Origin of the sequence: Desulfatibacillum aliphaticivorans DSM 15576 (assembly GCF_000429905.1) — a bacterium.
Classification (GTDB): Bacteria; Desulfobacterota; Desulfobacteria; order Desulfobacterales; family Desulfatibacillaceae; genus Desulfatibacillum; species Desulfatibacillum aliphaticivorans.
Map to the genome: position 1 here is coordinate 19,805 of NZ_AUCT01000027.1, position 17,662 is coordinate 37,466.

The 17,662-nt window shown below is 53.9% G+C and carries 13 protein-coding genes and 1 tRNA gene; 11 read left to right on the top strand and 3 right to left on the bottom strand.

Annotated elements, in window-relative coordinates:
- Window positions 1–9: 9 nt before the first annotated feature.
- Window positions 10–921 (top strand): DUF5655 domain-containing protein, encoded by a 912-nt coding sequence (locus tag G491_RS0120955; protein ID WP_028315960.1) that lies wholly within the window; start codon window positions 10–12, stop codon window positions 919–921.
- A 92-nt stretch (window positions 922–1,013) separates the two neighbouring features.
- Here the strand turns inward: G491_RS0120955 and G491_RS0120960 are convergent.
- Together G491_RS0120960 and G491_RS0120965 are read right to left on the bottom strand one after the other, a co-directional pair.
- Window positions 1,014–1,090: transfer RNA gene (locus tag G491_RS0120960), tRNA-Met, on the bottom strand.
- Between the two features lie 254 nt (window positions 1,091–1,344).
- On the bottom strand, window positions 1,345–1,665 hold the full coding sequence (locus G491_RS0120965; RefSeq protein ID WP_028315961.1) for a DUF167 domain-containing protein: 321 nt from the start codon (window positions 1,663–1,665) through the stop codon (window positions 1,345–1,347).
- A 181-nt stretch (window positions 1,666–1,846) separates the two neighbouring features.
- Here G491_RS0120965 and G491_RS31800 point away from each other — a divergent pair, with 181 nt between their 5' ends.
- Complete coding sequence (locus tag G491_RS31800) at window positions 1,847–2,908, top strand: elongator complex protein 3 (protein ID WP_035219693.1); 1,062 nt, start codon at window positions 1,847–1,849, stop codon at window positions 2,906–2,908.
- Here the strand turns inward: G491_RS31800 and G491_RS0120975 are convergent.
- On the bottom strand, window positions 2,886–5,300 hold the full coding sequence (locus tag G491_RS0120975; protein WP_028315962.1) for a penicillin-binding protein 1A: 2,415 nt from the start codon (window positions 5,298–5,300) through the stop codon (window positions 2,886–2,888). The two genes, G491_RS31800 and G491_RS0120975, sit on opposite strands and share 23 nt — an antisense overlap.
- 465 nt (window positions 5,301–5,765) lie before the next feature.
- Between G491_RS0120975 and G491_RS0120980 the strand changes: the two genes are divergently transcribed.
- From G491_RS0120980 to G491_RS36575, 9 genes are all read left to right on the top strand, one after another.
- Entirely contained in the window at window positions 5,766–8,003 is a 2,238-nt protein-coding gene (locus G491_RS0120980) for a hypothetical protein (protein WP_028315963.1), read from the top strand.
- A 79-nt stretch (window positions 8,004–8,082) separates the two neighbouring features.
- Window positions 8,083–8,703, top strand: coding sequence for a hypothetical protein (locus G491_RS0120985; protein WP_157468451.1), 621 nt, complete (start codon window positions 8,083–8,085; stop codon window positions 8,701–8,703).
- A gap of 40 nt (window positions 8,704–8,743) precedes the next feature.
- Window positions 8,744–9,280, top strand: coding sequence for a hypothetical protein (locus G491_RS0120990; protein ID WP_028315965.1), 537 nt, complete (start codon window positions 8,744–8,746; stop codon window positions 9,278–9,280).
- A 4-nt stretch (window positions 9,281–9,284) separates the two neighbouring features.
- Window positions 9,285–10,985 carry a type IV pilus secretin PilQ gene (pilQ, locus tag G491_RS31805; RefSeq protein WP_051327422.1) on the top strand — a complete coding sequence of 567 codons (1,701 nt, stop codon included), beginning with the start codon at window positions 9,285–9,287 and terminating at the stop codon, window positions 10,983–10,985.
- Between the two features lie 20 nt (window positions 10,986–11,005).
- Window positions 11,006–12,601, top strand: a complete 1,596-nt coding sequence (locus tag G491_RS34340; protein WP_051327423.1) for an ExeA family protein — start codon at window positions 11,006–11,008, stop codon at window positions 12,599–12,601.
- Window position 12,602: 1 nt separating this feature from the next.
- Window positions 12,603–14,315, top strand: a complete 1,713-nt coding sequence (locus tag G491_RS0121005) for a GspE/PulE family protein (RefSeq protein ID WP_028315966.1) — start codon at window positions 12,603–12,605, stop codon at window positions 14,313–14,315.
- Window positions 14,316–14,337: 22 nt separating this feature from the next.
- A complete protein-coding gene (locus G491_RS0121010) occupies window positions 14,338–15,558 on the top strand; it encodes a type II secretion system F family protein (RefSeq protein WP_028315967.1) in 1,221 nt (406 codons plus the stop codon).
- Between the two features lie 348 nt (window positions 15,559–15,906).
- Complete coding sequence (locus G491_RS0121015; protein ID WP_211239166.1) at window positions 15,907–16,962, top strand: sigma-54 interaction domain-containing protein; 1,056 nt, start codon at window positions 15,907–15,909, stop codon at window positions 16,960–16,962.
- Window positions 16,963–17,223: 261 nt separating this feature from the next.
- On the top strand, window positions 17,224–17,625 hold the full coding sequence (locus G491_RS36575) for a type IV pilin protein (protein ID WP_051327425.1): 402 nt from the start codon (window positions 17,224–17,226) through the stop codon (window positions 17,623–17,625).
- The last annotated feature ends 37 nt before the right edge of the window (window positions 17,626–17,662 follow it).

A 17,662-nucleotide genomic window follows, 5' to 3' on the forward strand; every position in this document is an offset into this window, starting at 1 on the left:
GGAGATCCCATGAGCGACATCAAGTTGTTTTCAATATCCGGCGGCAAGGTTTCCGAGCTTCAGGGAAAGTCGGTTGCTTTGGAGAAATCCTTGCAGAATCTCATGGAGGCGAACCTGGAAGCCTTTTTGGGCGTTCGGTTCCTGGCCTCGGAGTATTACACGGGAAAGGCCTTCAGAGGCAAGATTGACACCTTGGGGCTGGACGAAAACGGCTGCCCGGTCATTATCGAGTACAAAAGAACCCTCAACGAGAATGTCATCAATCAGGGCTTGTTTTATCTGGACTGGCTTATGGATCACAAAGCCGAGTTCGAGCTGTTGGTGATGAAAAATATTGGCAAGAAAGCATTCGAATCCATTGAATGGAGCGGTCCGCGTCTTTTGTGTATCGCCGGCGATTTTACCAAATACGACGAACACGCCGTGGCCCAGATCAACCGGAACATCGAGCTGATCCGCTATCGAAAATACGGCGATGAATTGCTGCTTCTTGACTTGGTCAATGCCACCACCGCCATCACGGACGACTCAGGCTCTGCAAAAGGCAATGGGTCTGCGTCCAAACATAAAACCGTTTCCGAGTGCCTTGATGGCGCCAGCCAGGAGTTGTCCGACCTGTATGAGGCCTTAAAGTCCTATATGGAAGCGCTGGGGGATGATGTACAGGTTAAAACGCTTAAGCACTATGTCGCCTTTAAACGCATAAAGAATTTTGCCTGTGTAAGCCTGTATCCACAATCCGGGGCAGTATGCCTTTGGGTGAAGGTGAATCCGGATGCAATTGCGCTCAAGGAAGGCTTTACGCGGGATGTGCGCAAAATTGGACACCTTGGCACCGGAGACCTGGAGATCACCATCCGTTCCGGGGAGGATCTGGAAAAAGCCAAAGACCTAATTTTGAAGAGTTACGAAGCGAGTTGAGATAAGGACGCCTTGGCTTTGCGCCGACTGCTTTCAATTTAGGCATAAAAAAAGGGATCAGGCGGTTTCGCCTAATCCCTTTGGCTTTTCTATGGTAGCGGGGGCTGGATTCGAACCAACGACCTTCGGGTTATGAGCCCGACGAGCTACCAGACTGCTCCACCCCGCAACAGGAATTCCACCTTATAGATTAAGGCGGTTCATATGTCAAGATATTATTTGAAAAGTCCGCATCCATCAAGGGATTTTGCTTGCATTATCCAGTGATTTCAGGGGCTCCGGCGCTCATTATTCCTTGCGCCCTCCAAACGGCCTCTTGTGGGGCCGCGCTTGAACACGCCGTCTCTTCGAGAATCAGCGAAAGGGACCTCTACCATACATCCGGTCCCATTGTCAGCAAAAAAATTCGCTTTCGCAAATCATTTATACGGCAAGCTCTTCGATGATCTTCCGCAGGCGGGCCAATTCTTTTTTGGAGCCTTCCTCTCTGGGGCGAACCATTATCTGTTTCGTCCGGCCTGTCTCGCCGCTCAGGATTTTAATGGAGGAATTAGGCAGCTTAAGGGTTTTAGCCAAAAACTGGATGCACATCTTATTGGCCGCGCCCCCCACGGGCGGGGCTTTCAGCTTGATTTTCAGGGCTCCGTCCTGCAACCCCACGACTGCGTTCACGCTGGATCGGGGCAGCACTTTAATGGGAAAAACCAAGCCTCCGTCCTTTTCTGCAACCAAGCCGGGCATCATAACACTTTTCTTTTTCAGGACAGATAAGAGTTGTTTGGGCGTTAATTTCAACAAAGTATTCATAGCATACATGGCAGGCCCCCGCCAGAGGCAGTTTAGCGGGCCGGGTCAAAGGGCAAAGCGTTTTTTCCTTTATGGGTGAAACGTTTCCGTGTAAGTTTAATGTCGGCGGTGCGTTGAAATGGAAAAAGAAAAAAGGCCCTTTGTCATTCCCCTCTTTTTGCCCCATGCGGGGTGCCCGCACCAGTGCGTGTTTTGCAACCAAAGGGCCATCACCGGCGCCGCCCACCCCTTCAGCGTCGCGGGCGCCCGGGCGGAGGTGGAGCGTTACCTTTCCTTTCCCCGCAAGTCCAAGGGGCCAACCATCATTTCGTTTTACGGCGGCAATTTTCTGGGTATTTCCCGGAAGCGCATCCGGGACCTACTGGACTTGGCGAGCCAATATGTCAGCCAGGGCAGGGTGGACGGCATCCGTTTTTCCACCCGGCCTGATACGGTGAGCCCCCAAAGCCTGTCCCTATTGGAAGGGTATCCGGTTAAAACCGTGGAGCTTGGCGTGCAATCCATGGATGAAGGGGTTTTGGCTGCGTCTCAACGCGGGCATACAGTCCTGGAAACCAGGACTGCTCATGCACTGTTGCGGGAAAGAGATTACGAAACCGGCCTTCAGATGATGATCGGCCTTCCCGGGGACGACGGCGCCCAATCCCTGGCCAGCGCCCGTGAAATTGCCGCGCTTTCCCCGGACTTCGTTCGGATTTATCCCACGGTGGTTTTGGAAAACAGCCCCCTGGCGGAAATGTGGCGAAGCGGGCGATACGAGGCCTTAACTCTGGATCGGGCCGTGGATTTATGCTCGAAGGCGTACGGCATGTTTCATGAGGCGAATATTCCGGTTGTGCGCATGGGGCTGGCCGTCTCGGACTCCCTGGACGAGGAGGGCGCGGTTCTGGCCGGACCTTATCACCCGGCCTTCGGGCATTTGGCGCTTTCGGCCTGGTTTCTGGAAAAGGCTCTCATCCTGCTAAAAGACGCAGGCCTTTCCAGCGGACGGGTTGCCTTTAGGGTGCATCCCCAAAGCGTGTCGGTGCTGCGCGGCCTGAAAAACTCCAATATGGACGCCTTGGAAGGGCGGCTGGGAGAGCGTCCCGGCGTTATAGAAGATCAGGGGCTGCAGCGGGATCAGCTTGCCCTTGAGCGCCCCTCCAAACTCTCCGGTTTTACTGGATCAGATCGTTCCTGAACAAGTCGCTCGCTTCTTCCACCTCGCCCGGCCTGGGGGTGTATTTTGTGGGCGCGGTTCCTTGCTTAAAACACTCAAACACGGTTTTTTTGGACTCGGGAATGGCCAAAAGGCCGGTTTCCGCGTCGATTTTCGCCCAATCCACGCCTTCGGGCACGGGGAACACCCGCACCGGCTTGTCCTTTAAAGCCTGCTGCATGAAATCCAGCCAAATGGGGCTGGCGGCCCTGGAGCCCGTCTCCCCCTTGCCCATGGGGCGTTCGTTGTCGTAGCCCACCCAGACTCCGGTCACCAATCGAGGCGTATAGCCCACAAACCAGGCGTCGTACAGATCGTTTGTGGTGCCGGTCTTGCCGGCGGCGGGCCGGTTAAGCGCCTTGATCCGCCAGCCGGTGCCGTGCTCCACAACCCCCTGCAAGAGATGGGTCATAACGTAGGCCGTGCTCTGGTCGATGGCCTTGCGGCTGTTGTGGGTGTATTCCTCAAGCACATTGCCTTCCCGATCGGTAATCCGGGTGACGAAGCAGGGTTCGATGTAAAAGCCCTGGTTGGCGAATACGGAATAAGCCTGCACCAGCTCCAGCACGGAAAGCCCCGAAGACCCGAGCGCCAGGGACAGGTCCGGGGAGAGGTTGGAGGTGATGCCGAATTTCCTGGCGTAGTCAATGACGTAAGGAACCGTAATATCCTGCATGATCTTGACCGTGGGCACGTTTCTGGACTGCGCCAGCGCGTCCCGCAGGAGAGTCTTGCCGTGAAATTTTTCCTTGTAATTCTGAGGTTTCCACGTGAAATCATTGGACGAATCGTTAAAGACCACGGCGGTGTCGTGGAGGATGGTCGCCGGGGTGTAGCCCTTGTCGATAGCCGCGCTGTATATGATGGGCTTGAAGGCCGATCCCGGCTGCCTCCGGGATTGATAGGCCCTGTTGAATTTGCTGGAGTTGAAATCCCGGCCGCCCACCATGGCCTTTACATGGCCCGTCTCGGTTTCTATGCATAACAGGGCGGATTCCGCCTTGGGCTCCTGCTCCAGGGCAACGGAATACAGGTCGGAGTCTTCCGCTTTTTCCTTGATTTTTACTTCAATAACATCCCCCACCTCCAGGGCCTGGGATATTCTTTGGATGGTTCCGCCCCAGTCGTAAGGGGCGATATCCAGGTTGGGCTTTCTGGCCCACTTCATGTCCGCTATGACTAGCGTTCCCATGGACGCCCCCATGCGGACCATGGCCAGTTTGTCATCGTCCGCAATGGAGACCACCACGCCCTTGACGATGGAGTCCGCGGCGGGAGGCTCTTGAGGGAGCTCAGCGGAAAAACCCTCTATCTGTTCAGGCTGGATGTGTTCCAAAGGGCCGCGGTAGCCTTCCCTTTTGTCCAGGTCTCTCAGTCCCTTTTCAATGACTTCCCGGGCGATTTTCTGCATTTCAATATTGGCGGCCGTGGTGATGGTCAGGCCTCCGGTCAACAGCATCTCCTGGCCGTATTTATCCTCCACATAACGCCTGACATACTCCGTGTAATTGGGAATCTGCTCCATATAGAGGTTGCGGCGGGGCTTGATGTCCAGCGTATCCAGTTCGCTGACCGCCTTGGCCACTTCCATGTTGGTGATGTATTGCTCATCAAACATCCGATTCAGGACGTATACCGCTCTGGCTTTGGCCTTTTCCCAATGATGGAAAGGCGAGTACCGGCTGGGCGCCTGAGGAAGGCCGGCCAGGATGGAGCATTGCGCCAACGTCATTTGGGAGGCGTGAATGCCGAAATAATTCTGGGCCGCAGCCTCAACCCCGTAGGCCCCGTGGCCCAGGTATATCTGATTGAGGTACAGGTATAAAACTTCCTCTTTGGAAAAGGCTTTGTCTATGCGCCGGGCCAGGATGGCTTCCTTGATTTTTCTTTCATAGCTTTTTTCCCTGGTCAGCAAAAACGACCTGGTCACCTGTTGGGTGATTGTGCTTCCTCCCTGGACGATGGCTCCGGCCTCTATATTTTTTATCATGGCCCGCAAGATCCCTAAAAAGTCCGTTCCGGCATGCTTGTAAAATCTGGAGTCCTCAGCAGCCACAAAGGCTTTCAGCAGCATGGGAGGCATTTGCTCCAAGGGGATGACAATGCGCCTTTCCTTGAAAAACTCTCCGATTTTGCGTCCGTCATCAGAATAAACCGTGGATACAATGGGGGGGCGGTAGTCAGCTAAACTGGAAATTTGCGGCAGGTTTTGAGAGAAGTGAAGATACAAAGCCCCCCCGGCGCAGGCCGCTAAAACAGCGCCTATGATCATGAGAGCAAAGAAAAATTTAAACAGTCTATAGAGCAGGCTTTTTTTCTTGGGCTTGTTGCGTTTTTTTTGTTTGGAGGCCGCAGAGTTGTTGTTTTTGGGCATAATCGCTTTCCTTGCAGTGGAATCTATAATGGCAAACCATTGTATGGCGAGTTGGGTGCAAGGTCAATACAAACCATGTATTTTTATCGGGTTTATGGTTTTTGAAGATATTTTAAGCGGCCGTGGAAAAAAGTAATACAGCTCTAAAATTAAGGGAGGTGAGCTATTTCACAATTTTTCTTAAATTTAACTTGCATAACTTAGGACGAGTGTGATAGCTATTTGATATGTTGAGATAAACTAAAATTCAATTGCAATCCGGTAGGTCCTGGGAGGGGATAAATGTACCAGATGGGGGGATGTCTCTTGTGTTTGCCACAATATGTGGACCTTTAGACGGAATTTACTGACTTTCAGCTGTTTACACTTGGGTTGATTACTAAGGCGGTTCCCAGTGGTCCGGTATGTGCGAAGGCAGTAGAAAATACAGGACCGGGAGATGGGGGCTGCAAGCAGGAGTTGCCATTGAATTCGCGAGATGAAATTTCGTCAACCGAAAAACTGTTGAATGTTATTCGGGGAGAAGAAGAGGAAGAGGCGTCTTCAAAGTCCGCCTCTCGCCGCAATGCTTCCACACAAAAGTCTTCTTCCGCCAAGAAGAAGCAAAAGCCCTCCAAGCCCAAAAAAGTGCGGGGCGGCGGTAAAGTCGTCAATGTCGGGGTAACCTTTGGCCGTGAACGTCTGGTTTTGGTCAAAGCCAGCCAGATTTCCGAAAAGCGTTGGCGCACCATGGGGCGGAAGATCGTTCCTTATCCCGTGGGAGTGAATCCGTCCTCCCCCGATTTCGCCGCTTTTCTCAAATCTTCGCTTTCCGACTTCTGCTCCGGTTCTTCGGTGCAGGTATGGGCCGCCGTGCCCTCCCAATCCGTTGACATTCGAAGAATTTTCGTCCCCAAGGTGGGGCGGGACGAGCTGCCTGAGGCGGTTTTCTGGACTTTTAAGAAAGAATCCCCCTTTGACGACGCCAAAGTGGTTTTTGACTTTCAGGTGGAAGGGGAAGTTCGGGACTCCGGAGTTTTGAAAATTGCTGTGATCGCATACACGGCGGATCGCGGGGAAGTCAACGGACTTAGAGATCTGTTTGACAAAGCCGGGTATCCTCTCGCCGGGCTTACAGCGCCGCCCTTTTTTGTACAGAACCTGTTTCGTTCCGGCTGGCTGAGAGCGCCGGATGACGCGGTGGCGGTTTTGTATGTGGGGGATGAACGGACCCGTATTGACATTTTTTCGGGCTCGAACCTGGTGCTGACCCGGGGGATAAAAGCGGGCATCCACAGCCTGAGCGAAGCCCTGGTGGAATCGTACAATGAACAATGGCGGTATTCCACCTTGCATATGGCTGAACAGAAGGAAGAGGATTTCGGTCAGGAAATAACCCTGGAGCTCAGCCCGGAAAGCATGGAATCCGTTTCGGAGACAACCGACGCCTCCTCTCTGGAGTCCGCTCCCATGCAGGAACTGGTTATCGAATCGGATTCCTATGACCTCCCTCATGAATTGACGATGGAGTCGTCGTACCAGGACGAACAGACGCCGGAGGGCGTTGTTGAAATTTCCCCGGTGGAGGGGCCTCCTCCTTTGCCGGATTCCGCGGTCTCCAGGTCCGAAACGCCCGCCTTTGAAACGCAGGCGCCGGCCGGTCCGTCTTTCAAGGAATCCAAGGAGCCTCAGTCCCTGGATTTGGAATTGGCCCGGAGGGTGTTGTTGTGGGAGACGGGGGAAAGCCCCCCCCTGGAATCAGGAGACCCAGGCTATGGATTGAGCGCGGAGGAGGTTTTCGATTTCACCCTATCTGCGGCCGACCGCCTTGTCCGCCAATTGGAAAGAACGCTCACCCATTTCCAGAACAACCCCGGAAGTCAAAGGGTCTCAAAAATTCTGGTGTCAGGCCTTCTTAGCTCGCACGCTCCTTTTAAGAATTACATCGGGGAGCAGTTGGGCATACAAAGCGAAGGGGTGGATCCCTGGGCGCCCGGCCTGCCCCTTTCAGCGGGTGATGAGCCTCCCGCCCTTGAGTCCGAGCGGGCCTGCACCGCTCCCGCCCTGAGCTTGGCCCTGTCCACCAACGAACAGACTCCCAACCTGTTATACACGCACGAACAGCGCGAGGCCGTAGAACGGGTTAACAGCATCAACAAAATGATCATCGGCGTGTTTTTGCTTTTATTCATAGCGGCTTTTGGCGTGTACCTCATAGAGGAAAAAGCGGCGGACTCCCGGAAAGCCGTCATAGCCGGGTTAAATGCGGAACTAAGCCAGTTCGGGGCGGCCAAGGATATTGGCCAGGTGCTGGTGGAAGCGTCCAAGGTAAGCAAAGCCTACGAGAACGTCGTGGAAAACAGCATGCGCTTTCAGTCTTTGGCGGCTTTGAATGAACTGGCGCGGGTTTCGCGGGAAATGCAGCCCCAGCGGGTGGAGCTTTTAGGGGTGACTGTGGATTTCCAGGTTGTGGGGGCCGGCAAGAAAAGCAAAAATTCCAAAAAGGATGAACAAGAGGACGCGGTTAAACCGGGCATGGGCCTTGTCCTGGAGGGCGTGGTCATTGGTCAGAGGGACGTCCTGGAGGCTACTCTGGCGACTTTTTGGATGCATTTGGACAATTCCCCGCTGTTCTCGGAAGCAACAATCCACAAGTCCGAAATTCAGGAGTACGCCGACGACGGCGAAGTCCTGCATTTCTTCATGAAGTTGAATGTTGCCTGATACAGACCTTTGATGGAGCGCTATCATCATGGCAGGTGAAAACAAAAAAAGATTGCCAGCATCCAGCCAAAGAATAATTTTGATTTTTACGCTGCTGCTTATTCTTTTAATCATCGGGGGGCCTTTCTGGTCTTACAAGACCACTCAAAAACTGGACAAACAAATTTCCGATCTGAAGCAGGACATTGAAGAGCAGAAGTTGTTGGCGGAAGCCACCGTCCAATTTAAGCTGGCCGTAAAAACCCTGGAAAAGGACATTGAAGATAATCGTTCTTTAAGCGAGGCGCAGCCGCCCTCGGCCAGGGAAGGGCTATCCCCCCTGTCCGAAGAGGACGCCGGCGCCGGAGTTCCAGAAGCTGTCGTCAAAGCCGGCCAACTGGATCCGGCGAGCCTATTGAAAATTGAGCGCCGCGGCCTGACCCTGCAGGAAACTGCGGATATCGGGACGGCTTTGAGCGCCATGGCCGAAAACGTGGGGCTTACGCCCGAAAGCATTCGTCCGGATGTCACCTCGCTTATGGGAGACAAGGGGGAGATCGTGGTCGATGCCAGGGTGACGGGAAGCTACATCGGCCTTTGGTCTTTTTTACACGACTTGGGGGCGCATCCTGCGTTTAAGGAGTTTCTGCAGATTACCATGCGCGAAATTCCTGAATCCCGAGAAATGAACCTGAAGGTTCGTTTTTATACCGAAATTTAGGCCGCAAGCGATTGTTGATTGATAAAGGGGACGCGGATTAATGGCTAAACGGGAAAAGTTCATTGTCATTGTGGCCATCCTTGCATTGCTAGGATACGGGGCGACTTTTTTGTTCTCCGGCGGAGGGGGCGACAAAGGGCGCAAGGCCTCCGCTTCAAAAACGAGTCAGGTAAAGGATTCGGCCGCCGAACTCGCTGAATTGCGGAAGAACATCGAAGAGTCGCAGACAAAGGTTGGCAAGGCCAAGCCGGAGGCGTTGGCTGTTTATGTTGTGGCCAATTCGGACGCCCCTTTTCCGCAGGACCCGTTTTATTACCGAGTCAAAGTGGAAGAGCCGGAGGAGACCAAAGCGGTTGAGGAGGAAATTCCGACGCCCTCCATAGCGCTTTTTTATACCGGGTTTATACAGATCGGCGCAAAACGCATAGCCATCATCAATAACTTGGAATATGAAGTCGGCGACGACGTGGCGGCGACAGGCTTTCTGCTTAAGTCTATTCATCAGGATCGCGTTGAAATAGTCAGCCGCGAGGGCACATTCACCTCGCTAATTCCTTATGTGGAAGAAGGGTTATAAGCACATGGCTCTTATCAAGCATGGTCTGAAAAAGTATAGCGGGCTGCTGCTGGCCTTGGGAGTTCTCCTGGTATGGGCCGGCTGCGCCCAAACGGAAAAAGAGGCGCAACCCGATCCGTTTTTTGAAAAATGGAAAACCATGTCCATGACCGCCAAGGGAAGCTCGCCTGTTGACAGGGAGTACTTCATTGACGCCTCAGAGGAGGTGGTGAGCTCCGTTGATGACAACGAGTTGATCGGCGAAGCGGAGGAAGAGGACATGGCGCCCGAGCGCCCTCTTCCAAGCCAACCGGTCACCATGCGCATGAAGGACTCCGAGGTGGGAGTGGTCTTAAGGGCTATTGCCAGAGGCGTGGGGCAAAACCTGTTGATCAATTCCAATGTCTCAGGGCGCGTGAGCGTGGAAGTGAAAGCCGTCCCGTGGAACGAAGTTTTCCTGAGCATCCTGAATTCTCAAGGGCTGCGCTATGCCTGGGAAGGCGACATCATCCGCATCATGACCGCCGGGGACATGGAAAAGGACTTGGCCGTCCAGCAGGTACAGGAGCGGACCAAACGCCAGAAGCTGGTTGCCAAAAGCGTGGAGCCCCTGCTCATGAAGGTGGTTCAAATCGACTATGCGGACCCCGAAGGGCTGGTGGAGCCTTTGAACAGCATCCTGGCCACTTCCGCCGGCGAAAACGCCGCAAGCAAGAGTAAAAACGATAAATCCGGCAGCGTAGTGCGCGGCTCCGTTGATGTGGACAAGCATAACAACAGCTTGGTCCTTATGGCCGTCCGGGAAGACCTGGAAAAAATGCTTGCGCTCATCAACAAGCTGGATCGCCCGCCCTATCAGGTGCACATTAAAGCCAATATCGTGGAAACCAGCCGGGACACGGCCCGCGACCTGGGCATCCAATGGGGCTGGATGTACGGCCGGTACGACAGCCTGGGAAACGATACGGACTTTTGGCTCACCCCGGGCGGCAATTCCGGATCGGCGGCCAGCCGGGACGCCCCTCTTACAGGCGCCTACACCGCGGGTACGGGAAGCAAGGGCGTGAGCGGCCAAGGCAACGGCATTAACTTTCCCGTGGATTTTGAAGACGCCATGGGCGCCACCATGGGCCTGATGTTCGGCAAGGTGGGCAGCAACATCCTGGAAGTCCAGTTGAGCGCCTTGGCCGAAGCAGGTAAGATCAATATCCTTTCCACGCCCTCCATCACGACCCTGGACAACCAGACCGCGTCCACGGAAAACGGAACGGAAGTTCCCTATGTGACCATCAATGAGGACGGAGACCGGGAAGTCAAATTCAAGGACGCCACCTTGATGCTGGAAATCACGCCCCACGTCATTGACGAAGGGCAGATGAAAATGAAGGTGTCCATCAAAAAGGACGAGGTTGACTTGTCCCGCAACGTGGAAGGCAACCCGTTTATCCTCAAAAAGCGCACCGAAACCAATCTGATTGTGAGAAACGGCGAGACGGTCGTTATATCCGGCCTGTCCAAAACGAGAAGCTCCGAAGGGGATACGGGAATCCCCTGGTTGAAGGATATTCCGGGCCTGGGATACCTCTTTAAAGGGGAGAGCAAAAGCGAGGCCATGGAGGAAGTCCTGATTTTCCTCACCCCCAATGTTTTGCCCAAGCCGGGAGAAGCGATGGTGCAGGAGCAAAACGTCAACATGCCCGCTTCCGTGGGGGGTAATGAATCCTGATTAGTCAGGAATAAGGCGCCATGGATTATTTTCAACTGCTGGACTTGAAGAAGGAGCCTTTTTCCAACTCTCCGGACCCTGAGTTTTTTTACGGGTCGCGGCAACACTTGGGGTGCCTCCAAAAACTGGAACTCTCCGTCCGCCTTCGCCGCGGGCTGAACGTGATCACGGCGGACGTGGGCATGGGCAAAACCACCCTATGCCGCCAGCTTATCAGGCGCTTCTCCGCGGATAAGGACGTCCGGACCCATCTCTTGCTGGACCCTGCGTGCTCCTCAGCCCACGAGTTTTTATGCATCATCGCCCAGATGTTCAATCTTCCGGTAGACCCGGAAAAGGATACGGAACGGCGCCTCAAAGAAAAAATTAAGGGATACCTGTTCGAACAAGGCGTGGAAAAGGATAAGGTCATAGCCCTCATTATCGACGAAGGGCAAAAGCTCCCCTACCACTGTACGGAAGTGCTTCGGGAGTTTTTGAATTACGAGACCAATTCCAACAAGCTGCTTCAAATCATCATTTTTGCGCAAACGGAATTTGACCAGATTCTTCAGGAACACCCTAATTTTGCCGACCGGGTCAGCCTTTACCACAAACTTTCGCCCCTTTCCTATAAGGAAACCAAGGCGTTGGTGCAGTTCCGGCTCCGAGAGGCCGCGGAAGGCGTTGTGCCCGCCATCTTTTCCGAAAGCGGTTTTTGGGCCGTATATCAATCCACGGGAGGATATCCCCGGAAAATTGTGGAACTGGGATACAGGGTGCTGCTCGCCCTGATCGTACAAAGCAGACGGAAGGCGAACTGGCGCCTGGTGCGCTCCTGCGCCAAACGGGGAACGCCGATCAAACGCCAGGAGCGAACTTTAAGGCCTGTGTTTACCGGGCTGCTTATCGCAGCCATTGCCTTGGGGCTCAGCGTGGCGTCCAAGGAGGATGTTGCGAGTCTTTGGAAACGCTTTTCGCCGCAATCAAACGTGGAACTGATGTCGGCCGCCCCGGCGGCGGTCGCCCCCAAACCGGCGGTCAAGCCCCCGGCCGTCAAGCAGGCTGCGGCGCCCCCGGCCGCTCCCGCTGTTTCGGCGGTTGCATCGTCAGCCCCCGAGACGCCTGAGCAGCCAGCCCAGGAGGCGCCCGGCCCTGCAGATGCCGCTTCCATTGCGGAGGAAGAGCCTTTGATTGCTGAATCCCAGCTTGAGGAGCCGCCCCGGGCTCAGCCCTTATACGCCGCCGTCAAAGAGCCTGTAGCGGCGCCGGCGGCCGCCAAACCCGAACCGGCGGTTTTTCCGGCCGGTCTGGTCAGTATGTGGGGAGGGCGTTTTACCGATTACTCCCAGATAATTTTTTGGTTCGATAAGGAAGTTGCTTTTGAAGGGCCGGCGCTCCATTCCCGGGAAGCGGAATTCCGCTTTTTTAACGCCGTGAGCAAGGTGGCTTCCTATAGGGAATACTCCAGTTTTCCAGGCTGGGTGATGTTGAAAAAGAGGGATGGAGACGTCCAGGCGCGCATCGGATTGCCTGCCAATCTGGAAGGAATCGAACACTTTGTGGAACATGATCCTTTTCGCATAATCGTCAACTTATATCATTACCAACAGCCCCGTGTAGAGGATAAGAGCTGAGATGAGAATCAGAAAAAGACTGGGCGAGCTACTGGTTGAGGGGGGGCTTTTAACCGACGAACAACTGAAGGACGCCCTGGCCCAGCACAAAAAGTCCGGCATGAAACTTGGCAAGTTCCTGGTGCAGCGCGGCATCGTGCGGGAAGACGCCATGATCGACGCGGTGGCCTCCCAGTTGAAAATCGACCGGTACAGGGCCGACAAATACCCGGTGAACGCCGAGTTGGCCTCGGTCATCCCCATGGACATGGCCCAGAGGAATCAGTTGGTCCCCCTTGCCAAAAAGCCCCACCTGCTGACCGTCGGCATGACGGACCCCATGGACATTGAAAGCCTGGACGCCATCGAAATTTACACCAACACCGAGGTCGAGGCCGTCATTTGTACGGAACGGGAGCTGACTCAGCTGATTAGCAGCCTGTACGGCTTTTCCTCTTTAGCCGACGGCATGGAAGAAGTGCAGGGCCTGGAAATGGGGCCGGAATCCCAGGTTCAGGAAGAATCTGCGGATACGGAAATCGAAGTGCAGTCCCTGGCCGGCATGGTGGACGAAGCCCCGGTCGTCAGGCTGGTGAACTCCATTCTGTCCCAGGCCATCCGGGAGGGGGCCTCGGATGTGCACATAGGACCCGAGAAGACTTACTCCCACGTTCGTTACCGCATTGACGGGAAATTGCACGAGGTGCCTGCGCCTCCCAAATCCCTGCTTATGCCAGTGATTTCGCGCATCAAGATTCTCAGCAACATGGACATTGCAACCACCCGCATTCCCCAGGACGGCAGGTTCACCCTGAAAATGGAGAATCGCGAGATCAATGTCCGCGCCTCCACCGTGCCCACCATCTACGGAGAAAATCTGGTTCTCAGGCTTTTGGACATGAGCAGCGGCATCTATTCCCTGCACGAGTTGGGCATGAACAAGGATGACCGCGCCAAGATTGAGAGCGTTATCGTCAAGCCCTACGGGATGATTCTTTCCACCGGCCCCACGGGCAGCGGTAAAAGCACCAGTCTTTACGCCATTCTCCAGGCATTGAACAAGCCGGACATCAACATCATCACCGTGGAAGACCCGGTGGAATACCGCCTGGAAAAAATCAAGCAGATCCAGCTGAACCGCAAGGCGGGCATGACCTTCGCCAGCGGTTTGCGGGCCATCCTGCGCCAGGACCCTGACGTCATCATGGTCGGCGAAATCCGGGACGGCGAAACCGCCTCCATCGCGGTCCAGGCCGCCCTCACCGGCCACAGGGTGTTGTCCACCCTGCACACCAACGACTCGGCCGGCGCCGTCACCCGTTTGGTGGACATGGGCATCGAGCCCTTCCTGGTCTCCTCGGTGCTTTTGGTATCCTTCGCTCAGCGCCTGGTGCGCACCGTTTGCACGGGCTGCCAGGAGAGCTACATCCCCACCGAAGAAAGTCTGGCGGCCTGGGGGCTTTCCCAGGCGGACGTGGCGGGAGTGGACTTCAAAAGGGGCAAGGGCTGCGCCATGTGCATGCAAACCGGCTTCAAGGGCAGGACCGGCATTTTCGAGGTTTTGAAAAACGACGAGGCCATTCAGGATTTGATTTCCAGGCGGGATTCGTCCCAGGAAATCGCCCGGTCGGCCAGGTCCGCGGGCAAGATGCGTTTTTTAAAGGAAGACGCCCTGGACAAGGTGTTTGCAGGAAGAACCACCCTGGAAGAAGCGGCCTCTGCAGTTATGACTTAAGAACAAGGCGACAGGAAGCATCATGGCGACATACAATTACACGGCGATGAATGAAGTGGGAACCAAGGTGTCAGGCACGCTGGAGGCGGAGACCTCCGACGGCGCCCGGCGGATTTTGAGCTCCCGAGGCTTCATTCCCACCAAGGTCACCAAAACCCGTGGAGAGGAGAAAGCGCAAAAGGAAAGCCTGGGCGACAGGCTGAGCAGGGTGGGGTCTCGGGACATCATCCTGTTCACCAAGCAATTCGCCACCATGCTGAGGGCGGGCATTCCCATCATTGATCTTTTTCAGGTTGCGGAGTCGCAAACCGAAAATCCCAAGCTAAAAAGGGTTATCGCGCAGATTTCCAAGGACATCCAGGAGGGCGCCAGCCTCCATCAGGCCATGAAAAAGCATCCCTCCGTGTTTTCTCCCTTGTACTTGAGCATGATGCGCGCCGGCGAAACCAGCGGGGCTCTGCCCCAGATTTTGGAGCGCTTGATATACATCATCGACCATGAGGAAAAGGTCAAAAAGGACATCCGGGGCGCCATGATTTATCCGGCGCTGGTAACCATTGTTCTAACGGGGGCCTTCTTTCTTTTGGAAATCAAGGTGGTGCCTGTTTTTGCCAAAATGTTCAGTAGGGCGAATATCGAATTACCCTTGCCCACAAAAATTTGTATAAACATATACACTTTTTTAGCCACGTATTGGCCTTTTTTAATCGGCGCTTTTGCCTTGCTGGCGGTAGCCTTGTATTTCTACTTAAGGACCGAGCAAGGGAAATATACTTTTAATAAAATTGTACTCCAACTGCCTATCTTCGGAGACTTGTTCACAAAAGCGGCCATGTCGCGGTTTGCGAGCATCTTCGCTATATTGCAGTCCAGCGGGGTGACCGTATTGGATTCGTTCACTATCTTGTCCGGAACCATTGGGAGTGCAGCCATGTCCCGGCAGTTTGACGGCATCCGTCAAAGGTTGGAACAGGGGCGGGGCATCTCGGAGCCGCTAAGGGAGGCAGAGTTCTTCACCCCCATGGTCATTAATATGGTGGCCATTGGCGAAGAGTCAGGAAACCTGGAGGAGATGCTTCAAGTGATTTCCGACCACTACGACGATGAGGTGGAGTACGCTGTAAAGGCCCTGTCAGAAGCCATTGTACCAATTTTGACAATAGCATTAGCAGCGGTTGTCGGTTTTTTTGCCTTAGCCATTTTTTTGCCTATGTGGGATATGACAAAGATGGTGAAAAGATAGGACGCGGTTTTTCTTTCAAGATTTTTGTAGGCATTTTATATTTAACTTTTTCCGGGAAAAATGAAAAAGTCCCTATACCATATTAAGTTATATATAATTATTCCTCTAATTTTTTCAGGAATTTCTCTCCTGTCATTTATTGTGGCCTACAGAACTACGCACGCCTATCTATTGACAGGAGTAGACCCTGTTCCCCCCCTCCTATTGTGGGGAGTTCTCTTATGGGCTGGAACTTTTGTTTGCGGCCTGATTATGATCAGAGTGATTTTGGGTCCTGTGGAGCAATTTGTCGTCGAGGCTGAAAGCCTGGGGGTTGGTCTTCCAAAAAGCTCAAAAGATGGCGAAGCCTTGGGAAAGGACGAAATGGCCCGGTATACAACGGTTTTCAGGCAGGTAAGCGAGGTTTTGAATCGCGTGGAGGCCAGGAAGCTATTCCCTGAAATCGTGGCCCAAAGCAAAGCCATGCGCCAGGTTCTTTCCCAGATAAAACGGGTGGCCCCGACCGACTCCACTGTTTTGATAACAGGGGAAAGCGGAACCGGCAAGGAACTGGTCGCCGACAGCATTCACAGGCACAGCCAGCGTAATGGAAGGCGTTTCGTGAAAATCAACTGCGCCGCCATCCCTGAAACCCTGCTGGAAAGCGAATTGTTCGGGTATGAGAAAGGCGCTTTTACAGGAGCGGAGGCCCGCAAGCCCGGGAAGTTTGAACAAGCCAACGGCGGCACGGTTTTTCTGGACGAAATCGGGGACATGCCCCTGGAAACCCAGGCGAAAATTTTAAGGGTCCTGGAGGAAAAGGAAGTGGACAGGCTTGGGGGGATGCGCCCCGTCCCCGTGGATGTACGGGTTGTCGCCGCCACCAATAGAAATATTCAGGAAATGGTCGATAATAATGAATTTCGGGAGGACCTGTTTTTTCGTTTGAATGTCTTTCCCATCCAATTGCCGCCCTTACGGGAGCGGCCGGAGGACATTCCTTTTTTGGTGGAGGCCTTTTTATCGCATTCCGATAAAGAGGCCTCGGTGTCTCCCCAGGCCATGCACATTTTATGCGCCCATCCATGGCACGGCAACGTGAGGGAGTTAAGAAACGTTGTTGAAAGCGCCCTGCTGTACAGCCAAAAAATCGTGGAGCCTGAACATCTGCCTCCGGCCCTTTCCGGCAGCATGGCGATCCCGACGCCTGTCGGGGTGTTTATTTCCGGGGAGGAGGAATCCCTGGACTTGGATTATCGGCTGCAGGAGTTGGAAAAAGGGATTTTGGTGGAGGCCTTAAAGCGATCGGACGGAGTGCAGGCTCAGGCCGCCCGTTTGTTGGGAATCAAGGAGAGGAGTCTTTGGCATCGGGTGAAGAAGTACGGAATTGATGTTTCCCAAATTCGCCGCCACACGCGCCAATAGTCCTTCATTTTTTGGTGGATAACCCTACAAAAAATGGAGATACGGCTTTTTAAAGGGTTTTTGACGAGAGTTTAATAATGAAATTTTTGCATATAACTATTTGTAAATTTTTCTAATAGTGTGCGTTAATTGTAAATTAACTATTATTTAGGGAAAAATGGCGCAGTATTTGCTTTATAGGACGGTAAAACCGAAGCACAGGCTCTTAAATATAACGCATGTTCCAAAAACTGAAACACTAAACAGGAAAGGAGTAGGGCCATGTTGAACAAATGGAAGAAAAAAGTCAGAGGCCAAGAGGGCTTCACCCTCATCGAAATCATCGCGGTTCTGGTCATCCTGGGCATCCTGGCCGCCGTGGCCGTGCCCAAGTACTTTGATTTGCAAGAGGATGCTGCAAAGGGTGCCGCGGAAGGCGCAGTGGCTGAAGGGATTTCCAGAATCAACCAGCACTTCGGCGAAGCAATTTTAGGGGGATCCACAGTTGGTGAAGTGACGTATGACAGCACCACTCTGGGGACAGATGCAGGTGATTTTGATCTTTCATATTCTGGTGGGGATGCCAATGGAGCAGGTCCGATTGTTGTGACTGCAACCGGCAACACTGGTCCGGTCGACGGATACACCGCATCAGCCTCTGTTCCCCGTCCGGGAAGCGTATAATTTGTTATGAGCAAAACTTAGGGCCATGGGCGTACTC